This window comes from Clostridium sp. Cult3 (genome assembly GCF_021655115.1).
Classification (GTDB): domain Bacteria; phylum Bacillota; class Clostridia; order Tissierellales; family Tepidimicrobiaceae; genus PPXY01.
Genome location: NZ_PPXY01000040.1, coordinates 1 through 25,637 on the forward strand (window position 1 = coordinate 1; position 25,637 = coordinate 25,637).

26 protein-coding genes, 1 pseudogene and 1 riboswitch are annotated in these 25,637 nt (G+C 35.9%); all 27 genes and pseudogenes read left to right on the forward strand.

What is annotated here, in order from left to right; translation table 11 throughout:
* Window positions 1–78 precede the first annotated feature (78 nt).
* Entirely contained in the window at window positions 79–1,251 is a 1,173-nt protein-coding gene (locus C3E88_RS08080) for an NAD(P)-dependent malic enzyme (protein WP_236909691.1), read from the forward strand.
* Window positions 1,252–1,287: 36 nt separating this feature from the next.
* On the forward strand, window positions 1,288–2,586 hold the full coding sequence (locus C3E88_RS08085) for a 2-hydroxycarboxylate transporter family protein (protein WP_236909666.1): 1,299 nt from the start codon (window positions 1,288–1,290) through the stop codon (window positions 2,584–2,586).
* Between the two features lie 303 nt (window positions 2,587–2,889).
* Window positions 2,890–2,993, forward strand: a riboswitch (SAM riboswitch).
* 124 nt (window positions 2,994–3,117) lie between these two features.
* Window positions 3,118–4,299 (forward strand): methionine adenosyltransferase, encoded by a 1,182-nt coding sequence (metK, locus tag C3E88_RS08090; protein ID WP_236909667.1) that lies wholly within the window; start codon window positions 3,118–3,120, stop codon window positions 4,297–4,299.
* Between the two features lie 275 nt (window positions 4,300–4,574).
* A complete protein-coding gene (locus C3E88_RS08095; protein WP_236909668.1) occupies window positions 4,575–5,135 on the forward strand; it encodes an RNA polymerase sigma factor in 561 nt (186 codons plus the stop codon).
* A gap of 40 nt (window positions 5,136–5,175) precedes the next feature.
* Window positions 5,176–5,397 carry a DUF1659 domain-containing protein gene (locus C3E88_RS08100; RefSeq protein WP_236909669.1) on the forward strand — a complete coding sequence of 74 codons (222 nt, stop codon included), beginning with the start codon at window positions 5,176–5,178 and terminating at the stop codon, window positions 5,395–5,397.
* Window positions 5,398–5,429: 32 nt separating this feature from the next.
* Window positions 5,430–5,648: a DUF2922 family protein gene (locus tag C3E88_RS08105; RefSeq protein ID WP_236909670.1), complete on the forward strand. Its 219-nt coding sequence runs from the start codon at window positions 5,430–5,432 to the stop codon at window positions 5,646–5,648.
* Between the two features lie 55 nt (window positions 5,649–5,703).
* Window positions 5,704–5,847, forward strand: coding sequence for a YvrJ family protein (locus tag C3E88_RS08110; RefSeq protein ID WP_236909671.1), 144 nt, complete (start codon window positions 5,704–5,706; stop codon window positions 5,845–5,847).
* A 62-nt stretch (window positions 5,848–5,909) separates the two neighbouring features.
* Entirely contained in the window at window positions 5,910–6,485 is a 576-nt protein-coding gene (locus C3E88_RS08115) for a hypothetical protein (RefSeq protein ID WP_236909672.1), read from the forward strand.
* 34 nt (window positions 6,486–6,519) lie between these two features.
* The gene (recD2, locus tag C3E88_RS08120; protein WP_236909673.1) at window positions 6,520–8,754 is read left to right on the forward strand and encodes an SF1B family DNA helicase RecD2; all 2,235 of its coding nucleotides are present in this window, start codon (window positions 6,520–6,522) and stop codon (window positions 8,752–8,754) included.
* A 9-nt stretch (window positions 8,755–8,763) separates the two neighbouring features.
* The gene (locus C3E88_RS08125) at window positions 8,764–9,429 is read left to right on the forward strand and encodes a ComF family protein (protein WP_236909674.1); all 666 of its coding nucleotides are present in this window, start codon (window positions 8,764–8,766) and stop codon (window positions 9,427–9,429) included.
* 13 nt (window positions 9,430–9,442) lie between these two features.
* Window positions 9,443–9,859 carry a TIGR03826 family flagellar region protein gene (locus C3E88_RS08130; RefSeq protein ID WP_236909675.1) on the forward strand — a complete coding sequence of 139 codons (417 nt, stop codon included), beginning with the start codon at window positions 9,443–9,445 and terminating at the stop codon, window positions 9,857–9,859.
* Between the two features lie 72 nt (window positions 9,860–9,931).
* A complete protein-coding gene (gene flgM / locus C3E88_RS08135) occupies window positions 9,932–10,213 on the forward strand; it encodes a flagellar biosynthesis anti-sigma factor FlgM (RefSeq protein ID WP_236909676.1) in 282 nt (93 codons plus the stop codon).
* A 12-nt stretch (window positions 10,214–10,225) separates the two neighbouring features.
* Window positions 10,226–10,696 (forward strand): flagellar protein FlgN, encoded by a 471-nt coding sequence (locus C3E88_RS08140; RefSeq protein ID WP_236909677.1) that lies wholly within the window; start codon window positions 10,226–10,228, stop codon window positions 10,694–10,696.
* Between the two features lie 2 nt (window positions 10,697–10,698).
* On the forward strand, window positions 10,699–12,147 hold the full coding sequence (flgK, locus tag C3E88_RS08145) for a flagellar hook-associated protein FlgK (protein ID WP_236909678.1): 1,449 nt from the start codon (window positions 10,699–10,701) through the stop codon (window positions 12,145–12,147).
* Between the two features lie 62 nt (window positions 12,148–12,209).
* Window positions 12,210–13,628 (forward strand): flagellar hook-associated protein FlgK, encoded by a 1,419-nt coding sequence (gene flgK, locus C3E88_RS08150; RefSeq protein ID WP_236909679.1) that lies wholly within the window; start codon window positions 12,210–12,212, stop codon window positions 13,626–13,628.
* Window positions 13,629–13,641: 13 nt separating this feature from the next.
* Window positions 13,642–14,637 (forward strand): flagellar hook-associated protein FlgL, encoded by a 996-nt coding sequence (flgL, locus tag C3E88_RS08155; protein ID WP_236909680.1) that lies wholly within the window; start codon window positions 13,642–13,644, stop codon window positions 14,635–14,637.
* A 127-nt stretch (window positions 14,638–14,764) separates the two neighbouring features.
* Window positions 14,765–15,214: a flagellar assembly protein FliW gene (gene fliW, locus C3E88_RS08160; protein ID WP_236909681.1), complete on the forward strand. Its 450-nt coding sequence runs from the start codon at window positions 14,765–14,767 to the stop codon at window positions 15,212–15,214.
* A gap of 2 nt (window positions 15,215–15,216) precedes the next feature.
* Window positions 15,217–15,459 carry a carbon storage regulator CsrA gene (csrA, locus tag C3E88_RS08165; RefSeq protein ID WP_236909682.1) on the forward strand — a complete coding sequence of 81 codons (243 nt, stop codon included), beginning with the start codon at window positions 15,217–15,219 and terminating at the stop codon, window positions 15,457–15,459.
* 16 nt (window positions 15,460–15,475) lie between these two features.
* The gene (locus C3E88_RS08170; RefSeq protein ID WP_236909683.1) at window positions 15,476–17,044 is read left to right on the forward strand and encodes a DUF3369 domain-containing protein; all 1,569 of its coding nucleotides are present in this window, start codon (window positions 15,476–15,478) and stop codon (window positions 17,042–17,044) included.
* Between the two features lie 230 nt (window positions 17,045–17,274).
* A complete protein-coding gene (locus C3E88_RS08175) occupies window positions 17,275–19,227 on the forward strand; it encodes a transporter substrate-binding domain-containing protein (protein WP_236909684.1) in 1,953 nt (650 codons plus the stop codon).
* A gap of 4 nt (window positions 19,228–19,231) precedes the next feature.
* Window positions 19,232–20,587 (forward strand): sigma-54-dependent transcriptional regulator, encoded by a 1,356-nt coding sequence (locus tag C3E88_RS08180; protein WP_236909685.1) that lies wholly within the window; start codon window positions 19,232–19,234, stop codon window positions 20,585–20,587.
* A 204-nt stretch (window positions 20,588–20,791) separates the two neighbouring features.
* Window positions 20,792–21,958, forward strand: a complete 1,167-nt coding sequence (locus C3E88_RS08185) for an ABC transporter substrate-binding protein (protein ID WP_236909686.1) — start codon at window positions 20,792–20,794, stop codon at window positions 21,956–21,958.
* Between the two features lie 41 nt (window positions 21,959–21,999).
* On the forward strand, window positions 22,000–22,872 hold the full coding sequence (locus C3E88_RS08190) for a branched-chain amino acid ABC transporter permease (RefSeq protein ID WP_236909687.1): 873 nt from the start codon (window positions 22,000–22,002) through the stop codon (window positions 22,870–22,872).
* A 15-nt stretch (window positions 22,873–22,887) separates the two neighbouring features.
* A complete protein-coding gene (locus C3E88_RS08195) occupies window positions 22,888–24,000 on the forward strand; it encodes a branched-chain amino acid ABC transporter permease (protein ID WP_236909688.1) in 1,113 nt (370 codons plus the stop codon).
* Complete coding sequence (locus C3E88_RS08200; protein WP_236909689.1) at window positions 23,939–24,703, forward strand: ABC transporter ATP-binding protein; 765 nt, start codon at window positions 23,939–23,941, stop codon at window positions 24,701–24,703. Before C3E88_RS08195 ends, C3E88_RS08200 begins: the two co-directional genes overlap by 62 nt.
* Window positions 24,704–25,414 carry an ABC transporter ATP-binding protein gene (locus C3E88_RS08205; protein WP_236909690.1) on the forward strand — a complete coding sequence of 237 codons (711 nt, stop codon included), beginning with the start codon at window positions 24,704–24,706 and terminating at the stop codon, window positions 25,412–25,414.
* A gap of 25 nt (window positions 25,415–25,439) precedes the next feature.
* Window positions 25,440–25,637 (forward strand): annotated as a pseudogene (locus tag C3E88_RS08210) (glutamate formimidoyltransferase); the annotation flags it as partial.

Sequence of the window (25,637 nt, forward strand, 5' to 3'; positions counted from 1 at the left end):
ATATATTGATTTATATATATAATCTATATAGAAAGCGATAGAAAGCGCTTTCAAAAACAAAAGGGAGGGGTGAATGTGTTGGACTATTCACAGTTAAGTCTAAAAGCACATGAAGACAACAAGGGAAAAATAGAAGTAGTATCTAAATTGAAGTTGGATACTAAGGAAGATTTAAGCATTGCTTATACTCCTGGTGTAGCTGAACCATGTCGCAAGATCCACGGAAATGAAGAAAGCGTTTACAGATACACTGCTAAAGGAAATTTAGTGGCAATAGTAACAGATGGGACAGCAGTTTTAGGGTTAGGTGATATAGGCCCAAAGGCAGCCATGCCAGTTATGGAAGGAAAGGCTATATTATTTAAGGGATTTGCAGATGTAGATGCTTTTCCCATTTGTCTAGACACAAAGGATGTAGATGAAATAGTAGAAACGGTAAAAAAAATAGCTCCTACTTTCGGTGGTATCAATTTAGAAGATATTTCTGCCCCAAGATGTGTTGAAATCGAGAATAGGCTTAGGAAAGAATTGGACATACCAGTATTTCATGATGATCAACATGGTACTGCTATAGTGGTAAGTGCTGGACTCATAAATGCTCTAAAAATAGTTGATAAGAAGATGAAAGATATTAAGGTAGTAATAAATGGTGCAGGAGCTGCTGGAGGGGCAACGGTCAAGATGTTAAGGGATATGGGTGTAGTGGACATATTGATTTGTGATAGCAAAGGAATAATATATAAGGGCTCTCCAACTAACAACTGGATGAAGGAAGAATTAGCACAAATAACTAACAAGGATAATATACAAGGTACCTTAAAGGATGCAATGGTCGATGCAGATGTGTTTATTGGTGTCTCTACTGGAAATATACTGGATGAAGAAATGATCAATAGCATGAACAATGATCCTATAATATTTGCATTAGCCAACCCAACCCCCGAGATATTTCCTGAGGAAGCAAGGAAGGCAGGGGCTAAGATTGTAGCTACTGGGAGGTCAGACTACCCTAACCAGATCAACAATGTTTTAGCATTTCCAGGACTGTTTAGGGGAGCGCTAGATGCAAGAGCAAGTGTAATTAACAATGAAATGAATATTGCTGCTGCCCATGCTATAGCAGATATGGTAGAGAATACACAGCTTAGCGAAGATAATATTATGCCAAGTGCACTTGATAAAAATGTAGCAAAAGAAGTAGCCAAGGCAGTAGAAGAAGCTGCGCAAAAAACAGGTGTTGCTAGAATTTAATAAGGGTTTTTTATAGTATAAAAAAGGAGGATAAAAATGGGTGAGAAAGTTTCAAATCTCAACGATAAAGGAAAATTCAAGATATTTGGAATGTCCCCCACTATGTTCGCAATTATTACGGTAGTAGTATTGGTGGCAACTTATATGGGAGTATTGCCTGCAGGAATGATCGGGGCTTTTCCACTGATGATAGTTCTTGGTGCCATTTTAAATGAAATAGGAGATAGATTACCAATTGTTAAAGATTATCTAGGCGGTGGACCAATTATTATCATATTTGGTTCTGCTGCATTAGTTGCTTATGGATTAATACCGGAATCATCTATTGAGATAATGTCAAATTTCATGAAGGGTGAAGGATTCTTAGATTTTTATATTGCTGCACTAATAACTGGAAGTATTTTAGGCATGGATAGGGATCTATTGATTAAAGCAGCAGCTAGATATCTACCTGTAATATTTGGAGGAGTAGTAGTATCCTTTGGATTAACTGGTTTAGTAGGAGCCCTAATGGGATATGGTGCTAAAGATGCTATATTATATGTAGCTTTACCTATTATGGGAGGTGGAATGGGTGCTGGGGCAGTCCCATTATCTCAAATATTTGGAACTAGTCTAAATGTAGAGCCAGCTGAGATATTATCCAAGATGGTTCCAGCAGTAGCTTTAGGAAATGCTTTAGCAATAGTGTTGGCAGGACTTATGAGCAAACTAGGTCAAGGAAAGCCTAATTTTTCAGGAGAAGGAAAATTGATGAAATCTCAGGCAGAACCAGACCATGAAAAGGAAACAGAATATGCAATAGACTATAAATTTTTAGGAATGGGATTACTTTTTTCCACAACATTCTTTGCATTTGGGAAAATATTGGGTAATTTTATACCTATACACTCCTATGCTTTAATGATTATAACAGTTGCTATAGTTAAAGCTATAGGTATATTTCCCAAGGAGTATGAAGTAGGGGCTTTTCAATGGTTTAGATTTATCATGGTTAATCTTACACCAGCCCTACTTGTTGGTATTGGTGTAGCATATACTGATTTAAATGAGGTTATTAGCGCTTTCTCCATTACTTATCTTGTATTAGTAACTGTAACAGTGTTAGGTGCAGCCATAGGGGCAGGCTATGTAGGAAAACTACTGGGTTTTTATCCTTTAGAGGCATCCGTTACTGGAGGATTATGCATGGCTAATATGGGTGGAACAGGAGATGTTGCAGTTCTTTCAGCTGCTAATAGGATGGAGCTTATGCCTTTCGCTCAAATATCATCAAGAATAGGCGGCGCTTTTATGCTTATAGTAGCGACTGCACTACTAAAGATATTAACCTAGGAAGAAAGAGAACATACCATAAACAAATGACATTTTGTATATTAAATAGGCAAGGCTTGATTCTTGAATTGCACCCTGTCAAGTAGACAGTGAAAATAATAAAAATAATCTTAAACAGCTAAGGCTCGATATTCATCGGACTGAGGCTGTTTAATTTTTTGCAATTTTTAGTGTTGATAAAAGCTGTACATTAGGAACTGCTTAAAGTGGGACACCGAGAACCGTCCCATTGTCCCGCTTGACTTATATATATGCCTATGTTAATATATCTATATAATAATCCAAATTAATACAAATCTTGATACCTTATCAAGAGTGGTGGAGGGAATGGGCCCGTTGAAACCCGGCAACCTGTATATGTACAAAGGTGCTAAGTCCCACAGGATTTTGATTCTGAAAGATGAGGTGAAAATAAACAGCCTTTTCCTTTTGGAAGAGGTTTTTTAATTGTCTATGGGATGAAATCCTCTACCGTATTAAACAAGCCCAGGCCACTAGGAGACCGGCTTTAAACTTAAGGAGGTAATTTTGATGAAAAAATGGTTATTTACTTCTGAATCCGTTACAGAAGGCCATCCTGACAAGGTATGTGATGCTATATCCGATGCTATCTTGGATGCAATATTGGAAAAGGATCCTGATGCTAGAGTTGCTTGTGAAACTAGCGTAACTACAGGACTGGTGTTGGTTACAGGTGAGATTACTACTCAATGTTATGTGGATATTCCTAAAATAGTAAGACATACAGTAGAGGAAATTGGATATACCAGAGCCAAATACGGTTTTGATGCAGATACCTGTGCTGTACTTACATCTATAAATGAGCAATCTCCTGATATTGCTATGGGAGTAGACAAGGCATTAGAGCATAGAAGCAACGGAGAAGATGAAATTGATAAAATAGGAGCAGGGGACCAAGGCATGATGTTTGGCTATGCCTGCAATGAAACTGAAGAGTTGATGCCTATGCCTATTTCATTAGCTCACCAGTTAGCAAAACGATTAGCTGATGTGAGGAAAAATGGCACATTAGAGTATTTGAGACCTGATGGTAAAACCCAAGTTACCATAGAGTATCAAGACGACAAACCCATTAGAATAGAAAATATAGTAGTTTCAACTCAGCATAGTCCTGATGTAGATTTAGATACTATTGAAAAAGATATTATGGAGCATGTGATTATGAAAACCGTGCCTCAGGATATGGTTGACGATGATACCAAATACTATGTGAATCCTACTGGTAGATTTGTAATCGGAGGTCCTATGGGAGATGCAGGCCTTACTGGAAGGAAAATAATAGTAGACACCTATGGTGGCTATGGAAGACATGGAGGAGGAGCTTTCTCAGGGAAGGATCCAACAAAGGTAGACCGTTCAGCTAGTTACGCAGCTCGATACGTAGCTAAAAACGTAGTAGCTGCAGGCTTGGCAGATAAGTGTGAAGTAGGTCTAGCCTATGCTATAGGAGTAGCAAGACCTTTGTCCATTTATGTAGATACCTTTGGTACTGGCAAGATATCTGATGAAAAAATAGAAGAACTAGTTAGGAAACACTTCGATTTAAGACCAGCAGCCATCATTAGGGATTTAGACTTAAAAAGACCAATATACAGGGATACAGCTGCCTACGGTCACTTTGGTAGAAAGGATTTAAATCTACCTTGGGAAAAGACCGACAAAGCAGAAATCCTAAAAAAAGAAGCTTATTAATTATTCAATGACATAAGTCTATTCTTTGGAAGACTTTAGCAAATTCACCGATAATTAAAGGAGTCAAGGATTATTTCCTTGGCTCTTTCTTATGCCAAAATTCACTTTCCAACCATAATCAAACCATTGAAATATTTAATCTAATGGTGCACTATGAATTGTGTATTGTACATTGTGAATTGATTAAACTCTTCATTTTACCTATATAAATTTAAAAGCTACTATATACTTACCTAGGTAATAGGGAAGGTGCCTTCCAATAGGGAGGAAATAAGGTGTACACGGATATAGAAAGATTATTAAGTTTGAGTAAAAAAGGAGACACAAAAGCTAAAGAACAGCTATTATCCAACTTAGAGCCTTTGGTTCTAAGTTCCATTAGACGCTATTACTATAGGCCTCATCTATATGAAGATTTAATCCAAGAAGGCTATGAGGTAGTCCTGGATTCCATTGAGGAGTATGACCCTGATAGAAAGGTCTATTTTTTAGGTTTTGTAAAGCTAAGGCTTAAATATCATTATCTCAACAAGCACAAGGAAAAACAAACTATATCATTAAATCAAACTATAGGAGATGATGGGATGGAGCTAGTAGATATACTTCAGGATGATGGGCCAGACCCTTTAGAGAGAGCAATCCAAATAGAAGAGTCCCAAGTTCTAAAGGAGGCAATAAATTTTCTAACGCCAAGGCAGAAGGAAGTAGTAGTGGCCTACTATGTAGAAGGTTTGACCCTAGGAGAAATAGCAGAAAAATTAGGCATAGCCTATAGAACTGTAGTTAATACAAAGACTATGGCAATAGAAAGAATGAAAAAAACTATAGTAAAATAATCCACTTCCATCTATATAAGAGATAGAAGGAGGTGATAATGTGGCAGTTGTTGATATTAAGGAAAATGTAAGATTAAAGCTAGAATTAGACGGAGGAATGGATGGAAATCGACAGATCATCAAATCTAAAACCTTCAACAAGGTAAAACCTGAAGTAGAAAACGAAGATCTATACCAGGTAGCAGAATCCTTATCCGGCCTTCAAACCTATCCGCTATATAAGGTTAAAAGGCTAGAAGAAATCCATCTAAAGAACGAATAATTCACAAATAAAGGGTAGAGGGAGGTGATTAGGTGAATAGATCTAAACTGGAGATGGAATTTAAAGATGAACTAGGAAAGAAGTTTACTCTATCCCTAGATGAACCTAGGGAGGACGTATCGGAGATAGAGATAAAGGCAACAATGGATGATATAGTAGCCCGAAATGTATTCTATACCAATGGCGGAGATATAGTGGCTGTAGCTGGTGCAAGAATTATAACTACAACAGTAGATGAACTAGAAATATAGAACAGATAAAGGGACGGCCAGCGGCCGTCCTAAATTTTAAGAAAGGAGTTGAAACATGGAGGAAATATATACCCATATAGCTAATTTAGGCTTTCCTATAGTTATATCTATTTATCTTCTAGTAAGAATAGAAGGAAAACTAAATGAACTGACGGAAAGCATAAATGAACTATCCCAGGTAATAGCTAGCATGAAATAAAAAAACCCCCTTCTTGACTCGGAACGTATGTTCTGATACAATAATTCAAGGAGGGGATTTTTATGGATTTAGAGAAGATAATATTGGAAGAATTGATGGCCTTTATTCCAGTCTATATTCCATTAAAGGGGAACTGTACCCAGTTGTACACAAAAGAAGGAGGGGTTTACCAAATAGAGAGGAATACTAGAACTATTGTCAATCAATTGTGTGAATATTACTTGATGGATTTAAAAGCTACAAGGAAATACTATGGCGATCTACTGTCCATGAAAAACTTAATCCCTATACCCTTTACCGAAGAGGATATATTTATTCCCATTAGAGTAAGAAAGCCTATATGTAAAAACGATGGGGCCACAGGATTTATTAACATAAAACATATTAAAAAAGTATTGGAACTAAAGGGAAAAGCTTTGATAGAGCTGGTTAATGGGCAAAAGATCCCTTGTCTAAGCACCATAGAAACCACCAACAGACATATTAAAAATGGCCATATAGTCAAACGATTATATGGAGAAAAACAAAATACTATCACCCTTAGGGAATGTAACTTTTACGATGAATACAATCAACCTGCCACAAAAGGGGATATAGCCCTATTGAGACAGGAAATACTAAAATTAAAAGGACTATAGGATAGGACTGTGATATAATATTATCTAACAATAAATGAGAAGGAGAATTGCTTTGTTGACGTTAGAAGGTATGGTAGAGGAAATCATATTTAGAAATGAACTCAACTCCTACACAGTAGCCATCCTAGATACATCTGACGGGAAAGCTACTATAGTAGGCTATGTTCCTTTTATAAATATAGGGGAAACTGTAAGGGCAGAAGGGGATTGGATATATCATCCTACCTATGGAGAACAGCTAGAGATTGTAAACATATCGGTAGTAACTCCATCCACCATAAATGGCATTGAAAAGTATCTATCGTCAGGCCTTATACCTTATATAGGACCAAAGACTGCTAAGCGGATTGTAGAGAGATTTGGTCTGGATTCCCTAGATATTATCCAGTATAATCCAGAAAAGCTTAAAGAAATAGATGGTATAGGGGACAAAAAACTTGAAAAGATAGTAGAAGCCTTTGAAGAACAAGGGGAGCTCAGAGATATAATGGTATTTTTACAGCAGTACGATATTACTCCTAACTATGGCATAAGGATATATAAAAAGTACGGGAAGGATACCATAAACATTATATCGGAAAACCCCTACAAGCTTTCTGAGGACATATTTGGTATAGGTTTTAAAACTGCCGATAAAATCGCTCGAAATATGGGTATAGATATTAATTCTCCTTATAGAATAGAAGGAGGGATTCGCTATACCCTCATGAAATATGCAGGAGCAGGCCATAGCTATGTGCCAAAGGATGAGCTAATACAAAGTGCATCAGAACTATTGGGACTAGAGGAGGATTTAGTCGAAGGGTCCCTAAGGGATTTGGCTCTAAAGGGAACCATACATATATCTACCATTGAGGAAGAAGTACTAATATATTATACTCCCTTTCATATAGCGGAAAACAATGTAAGCAGAAAGTTAGTAGAGATATCACGGGTAGAACTTAAAGATTTGGAAATGGATGTAGAGAAGGCCATAAGGACCATAGAAGGGGAAGATGGAATCCAATTTGCAGAAAAACAAATAGAAGCTATCAAGGAATCCATGGAAAATGGTATGGTAGTTATTACCGGTGGGCCAGGAACTGGAAAGACCACCACTATCAATGCCATAATAAAGATATTTGAAGATGAGGGCTTTAAAGTCAATTTAGCAGCTCCTACGGGAAGAGCAGCTAAGAGGATGACAGAAACTACCGGCAGGGAGGCCAAGACTATCCATAGATTGTTGGAATACTCCTTTATGGAGGAGGATATGATGGCCTTTGGACTAAATGAGGATTCACCTCTGGATACGGACTTATTGATAATAGATGAAGCTTCTATGATAGATATACTACTTATGAACAATCTATTAAAGGCTATTGTACCTGGTACTAGATTGATATTGGTAGGGGATGTGGATCAATTGCCTTCGGTAGGAGCAGGAAATGTCCTAAAGGATATAATTGACAGTGGTGTAGTGAAAGTGGTAGAACTAGACCAGATATTTCGTCAAGCTGAGGAAAGTATGATAGTAGTCAATGCCCATAGGATCAACAAGGGAGAATATCCCTATTTAAATGAAAAGGAGAAGGATTTTTACTTCATTCGGGAGGACAATCCAAAGATTATAGCAGATACAATAATCGATCTGTGTAAGGATAGATTGCCAAACTACTATGGAGTAGATCCCCTTAAGGATATTCAAATATTGTCCCCTATGAAAAAGGGAGATGTAGGCACAAATGCCTTAAACAAATATCTACAAGAAGCTCTAAACCCTAAATACTTTAATAAAAAGGAAAAGACCATTGGTGAAGAACTATTTCGTGTAGGAGACAAGGTAATGCAGATCAAAAATAATTACTCTACCGAATGGGAGATAATTAAAGATGGGATTCTTCAGGAAAAGGGAGAAGGGGTTTTCAATGGAGATCTGGGTTTTATACTGGATATAGATGATGACAATAGGATTATGAAGATCCTATTTGACGATGAAAAAGAGGTAGAATATAATTTCAATCAATTAGACGAATTAAAATTATCCTATGCTACTACCGTCCACAAAAGTCAAGGTAGTGAATTTCAAGTAGTAGTAATGCCCATATACTGGGGACCACCTATGCTGTTGACTAGAAATCTTCTATACACTGCCATTACTAGAGCTAAGAAGTTAGTAGTACTTGTAGGAGAAGAAAGATATCTAAGATCCATGATAAGAAACAATAGAATTGCTAAAAGGTATTCTAGCTTAGATTACAAGATAAGAAGTGTAATGACCATATTCTAGGAGGGGACTATGAGTTTGTTTAGAAGCATAAGCAATCTACTATTTGTTCCAGATCATATATGTTTATTCTGTAGGGAAAATCTAGCAGATCATTCCAATTATATTTGTAATAGTTGTTGGAATTTATTAGAGGTCACCAATAGAGAAATAGATCTAAACCTAAGGAGTGTAGATAGGGTTTACTACTCCTTGTTTTACAATAGGTTTATAAGGGAAAAAATACATAGCTTTAAATTTCAGGACAAACCCTATCTATACAAACCCTTTGGAGAAATACTTGTGGAAACGGTTAGAGTAATGGCTATAGATGGGAAGGTAGATGCTATAGCCTTCGTACCTATCCATAGGAGGAAAAAAGCACTAAGAGGATATAATCAATCCCAACTTTTAGCTAGCTATATAGCGGATAAATCTAATCTGTCTCTGCTGGATAAGCATCTAGTAAAGGTGAAAAGGACTATGGATCAAAATAAATTAAGTAAAATTGAAAGGGAGAAAAACCTCCAAAATGTCTTTCAAATCATGAACCATAAGGATATTAAGGATAAAGAAATCCTCTTAGTTGACGATATAATTACTACAGGGACAACTATGGAGGAGTGCGGGAAGGTCCTTTTAGAAGGAGGAGCTAAATCAGTTGTAGGACTAGCCCTGACTTCCAGCATGAAAATCTAACGAGGTGAGAATTATGGATATAAGAAATTGCAGTCGCTGTGGAATGATATATGCCTATGATGGATTCAATATCTGTATGAAATGTAGAAGGCAAGATGAAGAGGATTTTCAGAAGGTGAAGGAGTATATAGACGAAAATCCAGGAGCTACTATTACCCAGGTGACAGAAGAAACGGAAGTGGATTCTAAGAAGATAATAGAGTTTTTAAGACAGGGAAGATTGGAAATAAGAGACGAGGACAATCTATTGCTAAACTGCGAAAGATGTGGAACCTCCATTAAGACGGGACGCTTTTGTGAAAAATGTATTGTAGATATGCAAAGGGAGTTCAAACAATCTATTGGCGGTGGCCGAGAGCCTGAGAATTTGAAAAATGGCAGGGCTAAGGAAAAGATTAGGGTTACCGACAGATATAGGAATGGCAAATAGACAAAAATAATTAAAGTATCACCCCATTTAACCGATAATAATATTGAATACGGGGAAATGGGGTGTTTTTTTATGAAGATCAATAAAACCGATAAGATAATGCAAATATATAATAATATGAGCGCTAACAAGGTAAACTCAAACAAAAATAGATTTGAAAAAGATGAGATAAAACTTTCAGAAAGGGCAAAGGATTATCAATTTGCCATGATTAAGTTAAAGGAAATACCGGATATGAGGATGGATAAGGTAAACAAACTAAAAGATTTGGTACAGTCGGGAAATTATAATGTAGAAGGTAAAAAAATAGTAGAAAAGATGTACGAAAATATTAACTTCGATGAGAGAATATAATGAGGTGGAGATATGACCTTTAAAGATGAGTTAGTGAGTATATTAGAAAAGGAACTAGAAGTTTTGAAAAAGTTGAAGGATATTACCTTTGAAAAGACGGATATATTGATAGAAGATAAGGTAGAAAGATTAGAAGAGATGACTAAAGAGGAAGAAGAGCTCATAAGTAAAATGGCATCAGCTGAAGAGGCAAGACTTAAGCTAATGGATAGCTGGGGGCTTAGCATAGATATATCTATGACTCAAGTCATAGACAATATCCCTGAAGGGGAAGAAGAACTAGCAGGACTAAAGGAACAGCTGCAAACCTTATTATATGAGATTCAATCTAGAAATGTCCTCAACAATGACTTGATTCTAGAAAATTTACAATGGTTGGATTTCAATATGAATTTGATTTCCAATGTTCAAAGTCCTACTACCTATGGCAAGGGAAGCCAAAAAAATCAGTCTAACAATAGTTTGTTCGATAGGAAGGTGTAATTATGAGCTTTGGAGGACTATATATATCCATATCGGGAATACATGCAAATAAGAAGGCTTTGGATACTCTATCCCACAATATAGCTAATGTGAACAATCCTAATTATGTAAGACAACAGGTAATCCATGCTGATAGTAGGTATTCAAAGATGGGGTTACAATTTCAAACTGGAACAGGGGTAGATGTTCAACAGGTAAGGCAGATAAGGGATGAGTTTTTAGACTTTAAGCTTAGAAGAGAAATGGCTACATTTGGCTATTATCATACAAAATCAGAAGTATTAGAAGAGATAGAATATATATTTAGGGAGATGAAGGTACCAGGTGAACTAAACAGTGGTGCCCTTCAAGATGTAATGAATGATTTTTGGGATGGCTGGGATGAGCTATCTAAGGACCCAGAAAGCTTAACTATAAGAGGTCTACTCCATGAGAATGCTGTGGCTTTTACTACTACGGTAAACCATATAAGTACCCAGTTGGACAATTTGCAATTTAATCTGAACAAGGAGATGCTAGACAAATCTAATGAGGTAAATATTTTATTGAGGGATATAGCTGATTTAAACAAGAATATAAAAATACAAGAGGCCTATGGTCCCCATGTAAGGGCCAATGACCTAAGGGATAGTCGTAATGCCAAACTAGATAGATTAGCAGAGTTAATTCCAATTAATTACTATGAAAACCATCAGGGAGAAATAGCAGTAACCTTACAGGGTAGAGATCTAATCAATGGAGACTACTTCAACCCTATAGAAGTTAGACTAAATGAAAAAGGCCATGGAGAAATCTATTGGTCTGACATAGAGGAAAAAATTGACCTAAAAGGAAAGGGAGAACTAGGAGGATATATAGATGCTCGGGATAAGGAAGTAGTCGAATACAGGAATAGATTGAATATGATGGTTGATACTTTGGCTAGAGAGATCAATGAAGTTCATCTAAGGGGAAAAGGGTTAGATGGAAGTACTGATATATTATTTTTTGAATTTGAGGACGATAATCCTGCAGCAACCCTTAAAGTAAATCCAGAACTAGCAGATTTCAACAAAATAGCTGCGGCCTCTATATTAGGAGCTAGAGGGGATGGAGAAATAGCTAAGGAAATCCATGCAATAAGGAAAAAGAGCCTATATGGCAAATATGATCCAGCAAACCCAGAGGAATTCAAAGATCCAGGTACTTTGAATATAGATGATTTCTACAGGGACTTGATATTAAATCTAGGTACTGAAAGAGAAAAAGCCCGAGAGATGGCTTTAAATCAGATTATGTTAATACAACAAATAGATGAAAGAAGACAGGAGATATCCTCTGTATCCTTAGATGAAGAGATGGCAAATATGTTAAAATATCAACACTCCTACATAGCTAACAGTAGAGTAGTAAATGCCATCGATGAGATGATAGATAATATAGTAAACAGAATGGGGATAGTTGGAAGGTAATTTGACAGAATACAATTTAAAATTTTTATATTTTGCCAATGAAAATAATGGGGTGAATAAAAATGCATTTCGGGTTTAACACGGCGGTAAAGGGACTATTAGCCAGTCAGAGGTCCCTATATATAAATAATCACAATATAAATAATATAAATACCAAAGGGTATTCAAGACAACAGGGAGCCCAAAGGGCTACCACTCCTTATGATTTGCCAGGAATAGGCTTTTTAGGCACTGGAACGGAAATATATGATATATCTAGAGTTAGAAACTCCTATTTAGACTTTAAATATTGGAACGAAAATGCCCCTATGGGAGAATGGGAAACTAAGATGAATCATCTATCTGAAATAGAGAAGCTATTTGGAGAGCCATCCAAGAGCAGTTTTAGACAATATTTAGATGATTTCTTTCAGGCTTTAACCCATATGAGTACTAATCCTTCGGATCCATCCTATAGGGAACCCGTTAGGGAAAATGCCCTAGCCTTTACAAAACATATAAATGAATCAGCTAAAAGGTTAGAGGAATTAAGAATGGAAACAAAAGTATCCATAGGGAACAGTGTAAAGAAACTGAATAGCATTGCCAATCAAATTGCTTCATTAAACAGACAAATTTATTCCAATGAAATAGATGGACGACAAGCCAATGATCTGCGGGATAGAAGGGATCTGTTGGTAGACGAATTATCCAAAATAGCCAATGTAAAAGTAAATGAATCCGATGATGGAAAATTTAGAGTAAGTATCAGCGGTGTATCTCTAGTAGATCATACTCATGTATCTGAAATAAATATTAAAACCAAATCTGATAGTGGCGAAATAACAATAGAATGGGGAAATGGATCTCCAGTAAACTTTAGGTCTGGAGAACTAAAAGGACTATTAGATCTTTATAGTGGAGATGGGGAAAACAATACATATAGAGGTATCCCCTACTATCAAAATAGATTAGATCAATTTGCCGAAAAATTCGCTGAGAAGTTTAACCAAAAGCATGGGGAAGGCTATGGGGTTAACGGTGAATCGGGTATGGACTTTTTCAAGTTGAATGGAGATAAACCTGCTGCTACCATTACCCTATCCGATAAAATACTGGAGGATCTAGATAATATAGCAGCAGGTAAAGAACCAGGTCACCCTGAGGATAATAGAAATTTATTGGAATTGATAAAGCTAAGAGAGAATAGAGAATTTTTCACTGGTGGGGTATCCCAAGGAACCCCTGATGATTTTATAAAATCCATCATATCCAATCTAGCTGTAGATAGTATGCAAGGAGAGAGGATGTATAGTTCACAAAATATAATGTTAAAGAATATTCAATCCAAAAGGGATTCAGTATCTGGAGTATCCTATGATGAGGAAATGGCAGATATGGTAAAATTTCAACATGCCTATATAGCCTCAGCAAGGATGATTACCACCCTAGACACCATCATGGATGTGACTATCAACAGATTGGGATTAGTAGGAAGATAGGGAGGGAACAAACATGAGAGTAACCAACAATATGCTTATAAATAATATGGTATATAATCTAAACCAAAATCTAAGAACCCTAGAAAAACTCCAATATCAAAAGGCTACAGGAAAAAAGTTTAGAGTGCCTTCTGATGATCCAATAGGCGCCAGTAAAAGCCTTAAATTCCATACAGACATATCTAAATTGGAACAATATCAAAGAAACGCCGAGGATGCTATGTCTTGGATGACGGATACGGAATCAGCTTTGGGGGAAATAGGCGAAGTATTAAAAAGGGCCTATGAACTAACTATAGATGTAGCCAATGGCACCAAAAAAGCTCCTGAAGATTTACAAAAGGTAAAGGAAGAAATTGACCAATTAAGGGAACATCTAATCCAGATAGGAAATACTACTTATGCAGGAAGACATATATTTAGTGGATACAAGACGGATCAACCTCTATTGAATGAGGATGGGACTTATAATATAGATCTAATAATGAAAAAGGACGAAAATGATGCTGATAAAAAAGCTGAAATATTTGAATACAATGTAGGAGTATCGGAGACCGTTAAGGTAAATACCCTTGGTGGTAAGGTATTTGGAAAAATAGATTTGGATGAAGAGGGAAAACCTATATTCGTTGAGGAACCTGACTATACCTCAGATATAGATGAAAAAAAAATGCCCTATTTAATAGCAGTATTCGATGCTTTATCAGATGAGTTAGATAGCGGTACCAATCCAGATATAATTCAAAATTCCATTAAAAGGCTGCAAGACTCCCATGAACAAGTTCTAGCTGTAAGATCGGAAGTTGGAGCTAAGATGAATAGATTGGAGATGACGGAGAAAAAAATAGGTGCTCAAATAAATAATGTAAACGAACTATTATCCTACAATGAAGATGTAGATATGGCGGAAATATCCATGCAAATAGCTATGGCAGAAAACGTATATATATCCAGTCTAATGACAGGAGCAAAAATCATCCAGCCTACTTTGGTGCAGTTCTTAACTTAGTTTGACAATGTTTTATACAAATATAAAATGATAATCGTAGGGCGACCTTTGGTCGTCCTAATCAGTGTAAACCTAGGGCAATCTAAGATTGCTCGAAACCTATTTAAGAAACGAGGGGGAGAAATAGATGAAGTTAAACACAAAATACTTTGGAGCAATAGAAATCCGTGAGCAAAATATAATCCACTTTCCAGAAGGAATACTAGGTTTTGAAGATGAAAGACAATTTGTGATCATAAACAACGAAGATGAGCAAAATCCCTTCCACTGGCTTCAATCAGTACAAAATCCAGAATTGGCCTTTGTAATTATCAATCCTTTTTTTGTATATCCTAATTATGATATAGTTCTACCAAAATCAGTACAGGAAAAACTAAAAATTAGGACAGAAAAAGATATAGCCATATACTCCATAGTAGTGATACCAAAAGACATGGAGAAGATGACCACCAATCTATTAGGTCCTATAATTATCAATATAAATGAAAAGCTAGGTAAACAGGTCATACTAGATGATGATAGATACACCACGAAACATTATATTTTTCAACAAAATTCTCAGGATAGGAGCGTATAAACATGTTAATACTTTCAAGGAAAAAGGACGAATCTATCATCATAAATGGAAATATTGAGATTAAGGTGCTGGAAATTGGAGATGGAAAGGTAAGAATAGGCATAGAAGCCCCTAAAGATATTGACATATTTCGACAAGAGCTATATAAAAGTATACAAGAGGAAAATATAGAAGCGGCTAAATCCAATGTTGATATTAAGGAGATGGGCAAATTGTTTAGCAAAAACGGAAAAAATAATAAATAGATTAGGGGGGATTTTGGTGGGCAATGAATGTAGCATAAAGGAACTTTATGACAGTGACCACTGGAAAGTATTGATAATAGATGATGACAATTTTGTTCATATTATGATAAAGGAGATACTAAAAAGTTTTAGATTTGAGGACAAGCCCCTCACCATATTGAGCGCCCATTCTAGTGTAGAGGCTTTAAATATTTTGAATGAAAATAAAGATGTGGCACTAGTATTATTAGATGTATTTATTGAAGAGGAAAATACTGGACTCAAACTATCCAAATATATAAGAGAGGTTATAGGAAATAAGGCTACTAGAATAGTTTTAATGACCAATAGAGGAAGTCAGAAGCTAGAGGAAGAAGCTATATTAAACTATGATATAAACGGCTATGAGGAAAAAGTCCAATTATTAACTAACAAATTATATACAGTAGTAATTGCATCCCTTCGATCCTATAGGGATATTATGTATATAAACAACAATAGGAGAATAATGGAGGAGGTAGTAGCTTCGTCTAGCAATCTATTTGAGAAGATATCTATCCAAGAATTTATTAGCTCGACCTTTTGGCACCTCAATTCCATCATAAATTTATGTAGGGAAGATGGTAAATGTAGTGTAAATGGTTTAGCAGCCCTAAGATCCCTTGACGAAAAAGCTTTTAGGGTTATAGCTGGTTATGGGAGATATTCTAATTGTGTTGATAGGAGAATTATGGATTCTGTATCCCAAGAGGACTTTGAATTGGTAAGGAAAGCCTATAAGATGCAAGATCCTTTAATCATGGGCAATAGATACATATCCTATTATTATAGCTCCAGTGGAGTAGAAGGTATCATATTCATAGAAACCAAGGGACAAATCAACCATATGGATAGGGAACTTTTAGATATATTTCATAAAAATATATCTGCAGCCTTTGAAAGCCTATGCCTGAACAAGGAAATAGAAGCAACCCAAAGGGAAATACTATATTTACTAGGAGAGGTGACGGAAGCTCGCTCAGAAGAAACGGGAAATCACGTAAAAAGAGTATCTAAATATAGCCATATATTAGCAGAAAAGTATGGTCTATCCCCTAGGTCTACCATGCTTATATCTATGGCTTCCCCTATTCACGATATAGGAAAAGTTGCTATTCCAGATAGTATATTGTTGAAACCAGGAAAGCTTACATCTGAAGAATTTGATATAGTAAAAACTCATACAACTATAGGTTATAATCTGCTAAAAGGTTCCAACAGAGAACTTTTAAAATCTGCAGCCATCATAGCCTATGAGCATCATGAACGATATGATGGAAAAGGCTATCCTCAAGGCTTAAAGGGAGATGAGATACATATATTTGGCCGTATAGTAGCAGTAGCTGATGTATTTGATGCCCTAGGTTCTCCAAGGGTATATAAAAAACCTTGGGTAATGAATGATATATTAAAATATTTCAAAGAAGAAAGAGGTAAACACTTCGACCCAGATTTAATAGATATATTGTTCAATAATTTAGATGAGTTTATTGCAGTAAAGGAAAAATTTTCTGATAAGAATACTAAAGTTATTAGACAAGTATCTCAAAATATTATTGAGGAATAATAAAAGCCACCATTATTTTGGTGGCTTTAATCTATCTGTACCAATACCAGATAGAATACTTTCCAAGGAACAAATTTAACAAACAATATAATCCACATACATGTCGTTAAAACTCCATATAAATTTTCAAATCGATGGATACTCAAAACCTGAAAATATACTAAATAAATAAAAAATATGTTATGATATTATCATGCTTATTAAGAAAAAATTAGAGGAGATGACCTAATTTGAACAGAAAATATTTTATACAAATCTTCATAGTAATATTAATAATCAACATCGTATCTCCTTCATTTGCTTCTAAAAAAGAGGTGCTAAAAATTGCTGGGGATAACAATTATCCTCCTTATGAATTTGTAGATGAAGATGGAAACTATAGGGGATTTAATGTGGATATGATGCGAGCCATAGCTATAGAATTGGGCATAGATATAGAGCTGATCCCCATGAGTTGGCAAGAAGCGATGGAAGCCTTAGAGAAAGGGGAAGTGGATGCAGTACAGGGGATGACCAAGAGTAGTATAAGGGAGGAGAAATTTGATTTTTCCCTACCCCTAGTTACCAATTCCCAAGCTATATTCGTGTTAAAGGATACCAACTATATTTCTGATCTAAAGGATCTATCAGGGAAGAAAGTATCTTTCCAAATGGGAGATGTAAGCTACGAGTTAGGTCAAGATATTGAGGATATAAAACCCTATATTATGATTAATCAAGAAGAAGCCATTGATCTGTTATTAGATGAGAAGGTAGATGCCTTTGTAGGCAATAGGCTTACTGGTATTTATTATCTTCAAAGGGAAGAGAATTTCGATAAGGTGAAAATAGTAGGGGAGCCTATGCATATTACCGAATACTGTACCAGTGTTCAAAAAGGCGATAAGGAAGTCTTATATAAGATCAATTTAGGCTTAGATAGAATAAAAAAAAATGGAACCTATGATAAGATATATAAAAAATGGTTTGGAGAAACCTTTGTAGATAAGAGCCGACATTTAAAAAGACTTCTCCATATATCAATTCTTTTCCTACTAATTATTTCCATAGTAGCATTAGTCAATTTATATTGGAACAAAAAGTTAAAAGTTAAAGTAGATGATAGGACTATGGAATTAGGTATTTTAAACAAAGAACTAAGGGAACAGAAACATGAAGTAGACAAGAGTAATAAACTAAGGGGGAAAATACTGGAAAGCATATTAAGCGGTATAGTAGTATTTGATGGACACGATGAAATCATTGAATACAATAGGGCTGCAGAAGAAATACTGGATAGGAAATTGTCTTTAGAAGACAAGTGGACTTGTCTCGATCTAGAAGAACAATATAAGCTAAAGGGATATAAACTGGCAAAGGTAGGTGAAGTGGTAACAAGTAATAAAATTTTTTTAATAGGTGACAGGGAATCATATATTAATTATAGCTTTATACCCATAGGCAATCCAAATGAAGGGGTAATACTATTGTTAAACGATCTTACCAATATAAAAAGGTATCAGGAGATGGCTAGTTACAATGACAAAATGCAGGCATTAGGTCAACTTTCAGCTGGAATTGCCCATGAAATACGAAATCCTTTGACTTCTATAAACACTTTCATAGATCTTATACCATACAAGATCCAAGATGAAAAATTTAGGAAGGAATTAGTTACCATCACTAAAAAAGAGATCAATAGGATGAACGAATTGATAACCCAGTTAATCGACTATACAAAGCCAGTATCAGGTAAGCCTACTATATTTTTCTTAGATGATATGTTAAAGGATGTGTTGATTCTATTTTCAAACCAATTTCGTAAGAAGGGAATTAATATCATTAAGGATATAAATAGAACTTCAGTATTTGCAGATAAAAACCAGATAAAGCAGGTACTAGTAAATATTATTTTAAATAGTATAGAGGCTGTAGGAGAAGATGGGGAGATTCATCTATCCGTTTTAAGGACAGATACAAAAGGCATAATAAAAATAGAAGATAATGGTTGTGGAATATCAGAGGAGTATATGGACAAGGTATTTCAACCTTTCTTTACTTTGAAACCTCAAGGGACGGGAATAGGTCTAGCTGTTACACATAAACTAGTTGAGGAAAACAAGGGAGCTATATCTATAGATAGCGAAAAGGATATAGGAACTAAGGTGACCATATCTTTGCCTACTTTACAACAGGAGGGATAAAAAAATGAACAGAGTTCTTATTATTGATGATGAACCTAGTATATTAACAGCTTTAAAATTTGCCCTTGAAGATGATTTTGAAGTGGATATAACTGCAAATGTTCATGAAGGTTTGGAAATAATCAAAAACAAGGATATAGATATAGTGCTATTGGATTTATATCTAGGTGAATACGATGGTCTCGAGGTATTAGGCATAATTCGAATGAGCTATCCTGGCGTTATCGTCATAGCCATGACAGCCTATGGAAGTATAGAGTCCTCTGTGGAAGCAATTCAGCGAGGAGCCTATTATTATATAACTAAGCCTATAGATATCAATAGTCTAAAGATTTTGATGAAAAAGGCATTAGATTACAAAAACTTAAGTCAGGAAGTAGAGGATTTAAAGAGGGATAAGTCCCAAGAAGAGTTTAGCATGAGTGAGATCGTATCTACTAGTAAAGCTATGATGAATGTATTTGATGTTATCAGTAGGGTAAAGGATTTGGATATAAATGTATTAATCTCAGGAGAAAGTGGCACAGGAAAGGAACTAATTGCTAAGGCTATTCACTATACTAGTAAGCGAAAAGATAAGCCTTTAGTAAGCGTAAACTGTGCTGCCATACCTTACAATTTACTGGAGTCGGAGCTTTTTGGATATGAAAAGGGGGCCTTTACAGGGGCTAATCAGAAGATGAAGGGTAAGTTTGAATTAGCCAATGGAGGTACTCTATTATTAGATGAAATTGGAGATATGGATATTGGAATGCAAGCTAAAATACTAAGGGTATTGGAAGAAAGAAAGATTACACCTTTAGGTAGTGAGACTCCTATTCCTTTAGATATTAGATTTTTAGCTGCGACAAATCTAAATTTAGAGTCGGAGGTAGAAAAGGGGAATTTCAGGGAGGATCTATTGTTTAGGCTAAAAGTTATAACTATAGAAGTACCGCCTCTAAGGAGTAGAAAAGAGGATATCCCTGTTTTAACCCAGCATTTTTTGAATAAGTACTCAAAGGAGTTTAACAAAGAAATACAAGGGGTTTTGCCTAGCGCTGCTGAAGCCTTAGAAAGCTATGATTACCCAGGCAATATAAGGGAGTTGAAAAATATAATTCAAAGGGCAGTAGCCCTTACCAACAATGAGTTCATCGGCCTTCAGGATTTACCTGCAGAACTACTATCCAATTTAGAACTGAAAGGGGATAGGGATTGTATACCTATATATATCGGTGAAAAATTGGAGGATGTAGAAAAGAAGGTAATACTTGAAACTTACGATTTTTTCCAAAACAACAAGAGAAAAACAGCTAAGACTTTAGGCATTAGTGAAAGGAGTTTATACAATAAATTAAATGAATATGAAGTAGATTAGTATGAAAAAATTTCATACTATGAAAATAATGCATGATATTTAGGCATTGAATAAAAAGCTTGAAGCCAAGAGGGTATATGTAGAAACCTCATGGTTTCGGGCTTTTGTTATTATTTTGTCAATATATAATACTTGGCTTGGATATTGCAATGTATTATAGGCAGGTAAGTAACAATAAAAAATTTATTAAAAGGAGGAGTTTTTGTGAAAAACAAAAAAGTTTTATCAATTATCGCTTTATTAACATTATTATTAGTTACTTTAACTGCCTGTGGTGGCGGAGGTAATGGAGGAGAAGGATCAAATGGTGCTAAAGATGGAGAAATCGTCATAGCCCATGCAGGCCCTATGACTGGTGACTCTGCTCAGTTTGGTGATATGAAGGGTAAAGCTATTCAATTAGCTATTGATGAAATAAACGAAAAAGGTGGAATCAATGGTAAAAAAGTAGCTCAACTAACAGGGGATGACACTGGTAATCCAAAAGAAGCCCCTAATGTAGCACAAAAGTTTGCTCAAGATGATAAGGTTCTTGCAGTAATTGGCCATTGGAATAGTTCATGTACCCTTGCAGCAAGAGGAATATATGATGCAGCTGGTATACCTCTACTTGCAGACTCAGTAAACAAAGCATTAACCGATGGAACTACTCCAACATCCTATAGGGTTTCCCTAACGGATACAGCTCAAGCTCAATCCTTAGCAAAATATGCTTATGAAAAGATGGGCAAGAGAAAAGCAGCTATTCTATATACAGCAAATGACTTTGGTACTGGATTAATGAATGACTTTGCCACAGCTTTTGAAGAATTAGGCGGAGAAGTAGTAGCTTCTGAAACCTATTTTGAAGGACAATCTAAAGACTTTAGTCCTCAGCTAACAAAGATAAAGGGGAAAAATCCAGATTTAATGTTCATAGCAGGATACTATGTTGAAACGGCTTTAATTGCACAGCAATCCGAGGAAATAGGTCTTGATGTTCAGATGCTAGGTACTGAGGGAATCAGTTCTGAAGAATTAATAAAACTAGGTGGAGATGCTGTAGAAGGTATTGTATTTGCAGGATTCTTCCATCCAGATATTGAGTATCCTGGCACAAAGGAATTCGTTGAAGCCTTTAGAGCAAAATACGATAAGGATCCAGACACCTATGCAGCTTTAGCGTATGACTCAGCAAAGCTAGTATTTGCAGGTATAGAGAAGAATGGTGAAAGTAGAGAAGGTATAATGAAGTTCTTAGACGAAGTAGAGGATTTCCCAGGAGTAGCAGGGCCTATATCTTTTGATGACAATCATGATGTTATAAGAAATATTGTAGTATTAACGGTTAAGGATGGTAAGATAGTTCCAGCAGAAGAACAAGTAGACTAACACCAACCCAACAACCTAAACATAAAAGGAAGGTGGAGCATATGTTTTTAGAACAGCTAAGTAATGGTATAGCATTGGGAAGTATATATGCCCTAACCGCCATTGGATTTACAATGGTATACGGTATCGTACGGTTGATAAACTTTGCCCATGGGGACATATATATGATGGGAGCATTCTTTGCATATACCGCTATAGTATATTTTGGTTTGCCGCTAGTACCTTCGTTTCTAATTGGGATGGTATGTGCAGCTTTGCTAGGGGTTTTAATAGCAAAGTTTGCATATACCCCAGTATTTAACGCACCTAAGATAAATTTATTCTTATGTGCCATAGGTACAGCAATATTTTTAGAAAACTTTGCAATGCTTATATGGGGACCAGAAACCCAATCTTTCCCCACTATGATTGAAAACAAAGTTTATGCCCTTGGTAGTTTGAAGGTATCTAAACTACAAATTGTAATACTTTTAACCACTATATTTCTAGTTTTGGTATTAACCTATATAGTAAAAAGAACCAAAATCGGAAGGGCTATGAGATGTGCCTCCCAGGACATGGTAGCATCAAAGTTGATGGGAATAAACACCGATAAGGTTATATTTTTTACCTTTGCATTGGGTTCTTCCTTAGGAGCAGCAGCGGGAACCCTTGTAGCAATGTACTATAAGGCCGTATATCCTATGATGGGATTCTCAGCAGGATTAAAAGCTTTTGTTGCTGCAGTTATTGGAGGTATAGGAAGTATTCCAGGGGCTATGTTAGGTGGGCTAATCATGGGCGTTGCAGAGAGTTTAGGTGCAGCCTATATATCTTCTGGATATAGAGATGCTATTGCATTCATCATATTGATAATCATACTTCTTTTTAAACCTACAGGTTTATTTGGAAATACGGCAAAAGAGAAGGTATAAAAGGAGTGAACTAAATTGAACAATCTAATAAAAGTATTAATCAATTTATCCATTGCTACGGTCATCATGTACTTTATCATAAGGATAGTATCAAAGGGATTTGATAAATTAACGGATAGAGTAGCAGTAATGGATAAGAAGACCAAGAGGAAGACCCTATATATAATCATAGCTATCCTTCTTATATTACCATTTATCATGAGTAGCTATCCCTACGTTTTAAGAACTAGTATAGTAGCTCTTTTATACGTAGTCCTTGCATTGAGCTTAAACTTTGTGCTAGGCTTTGCTGGACAGCTATCCATGGGGCATTCGGCATTTTATGCTATAGGGGCTTATGTAACCGCATTATTAATGGTGAACTTTAATGTTTCTTTCTGGATAGCATTTTTAATTAGTGCTATAGTGGCAGGATTTTTTGGATTCCTTCTTGGTGTGCCAACATTAAGGTTGAAAGGTGACTATTTAGCTATTACTACCATAGGTTTTGGTGAGATATTAAGGCTAATCCTTGTAAACTGGACCGATGTAACTAGAGGTCCTGCAGGTATTCCAGGGATTCCTTCACCAAAGATATTTGGTTTTGTCATAAATAACAATATAGGATATTATTATATAATCCTTTTATTAGCATTTTTAACAGTATTTATCTCTAGCAGACTATTACACTCAAGACTTGGACAAGGTTTTATTGCCGTAAGGGATGATGAAATTGCTGCTGAGGCCATGGGGATCAATTCCACTTATTTAAAGATAATGGCCTTCGTTCTAGGAGCAGCTATTGCAGGAATGGCTGGCAGTTTCTTTGCAACTTTTGTCCATTATGTAAATCCAGACAACTTTACCTATATGGAATCTGTAACCATATTGTGTATGGTCGTATTAGGCGGATTAGGAAGTATTCCTGGTGTAATACTAGGGGCTATTGTCCTTACGGTACTTCCAGAGGCTTTAAGAGGTATAGCAAGCTATAGATACGCAATATATGGACTACTTTTAATACTCATGATGATTAATCGTCCAGGTGGAATGATTGATATGGATAGATTAAAGGGAGGTAAGAAGAATGAAAGTTCTGGAAGCAAAAGGAATAACAAAAACCTTCGGGGGGCTCACAGCAGTAAATAATGTAGATTTTCACATAGAGGAAGGGGAAATAGTAAGCCTTATTGGACCTAACGGGGCAGGTAAGACTACTTTTTTCAATATAATTACAGGGGTTTACGAACCCACTAGTGGTCAGGTTAACTTTTTAGGAAAGGAAATCCATACACTAAAACCCTATGAAATAACTATAGAAGGGATTTCTCGTACCTTTCAAAATATTAGGCTTTTTAGCAGTATGACTGTATTTGAAAATATATTGATTGGCCAGTATTGTAGGACAGAGGCAAATCTTTTTAATGTCATATTTAAAACAAAGAAGGCTACTGATGAACAGGAAAAGGCTAAGGAAAGAGCCCAAGAGATAATAGATTTTCTAGAATTAGGTCCTATAGCAGATGAAATAGCTACTAGCCTACCCTATGGAGATCAGCGTAGAGTAGAAATAGGTAGAGCATTGGCTACAGAACCAAAGCTTTTACTATTAGATGAACCAGCAGCAGGTATGAATACTCAAGAGAAGAAAGATATGCAAGATTTAATTAGAAAGATTAGGGACAAAGGCTATACTGTGCTATTAATAGAACACGATATGAAATTGGTCATGGGTATTTCCGATAGAATAGCCGTCCTAGACTATGGAAACAAAATCGCTGAAGGTAATCCTCAAGAGATACAAAATAATGAAAGAGTAATATCTGCCTACTTAGGAAAGGAGGTAGGTTAAATGCTAAAGATTGATAATCTAGACGTTTTCTATGGAGGGATCCATGCATTAAAAGGGATTAGCTTTAATATAGACGAAGGTCAAATAGTAACTCTAATAGGAAGTAATGGTGCTGGTAAGACCACTATACTGAAGGTAATCTCTGGCATAGTCAAACCCAAAAATGGTGCAGTAATTTTTAATGGAGAAGATATTAATAAGCTTCCATCGGAAAAAATAGTAGAATTAGGCGTAATCCATGTTCCAGAAGGTAGGAAGATATTTACAGCTCTAAATGTAGAAGAAAACCTACTTATGGGCGCTTATTTGAGAAAAGACAAAAAGGAGATTGAAGAGGATTTAAAGAATGTTTATGAACTATTTCCGAGATTAGAGGAAAGAAGAAAGCAAATGGGAGGCACCCTAAGCGGTGGAGAACAACAGATGTTAGCTATTGGTAGGGCGCTGATGTCCAAACCTAAGCTTTTGATGTTGGACGAACCTTCCATGGGTTTAGCGCCAATAGTGGTACAGGAGATATTTGAAACCATAGAGAAATTGAACAAAGAAAGAAATTTAACCGTTTTATTGGTAGAACAAAATGCCAATATAGCCTTACAAGTAGCCCATCATGCTTATGTAATAGAAACAGGAGAGATAGTCCTAGAAGGCAGTGGAAAGGAACTTCTAGGAGACGATAGGGTTAGAAAGGCCTATTTAGGAGAGGAATAAACAATATTATATAGGAGGTAACATAATGGCAAAACAATATATTTTAGCAGTGCCAAACTTTAGTGAAGGAAGAAGGCAAGAGGTAATAGACGCTATTGCCGATGAAGTAAGAAATAAGGAAGGTGTAACCCTAGTAAGTGTAGAACCAGAACACGATTTCAATAGGACAGTACTAACTATATTAGGAGAACCAGAACCACTAAAAGAAGCATTAATAGCCATG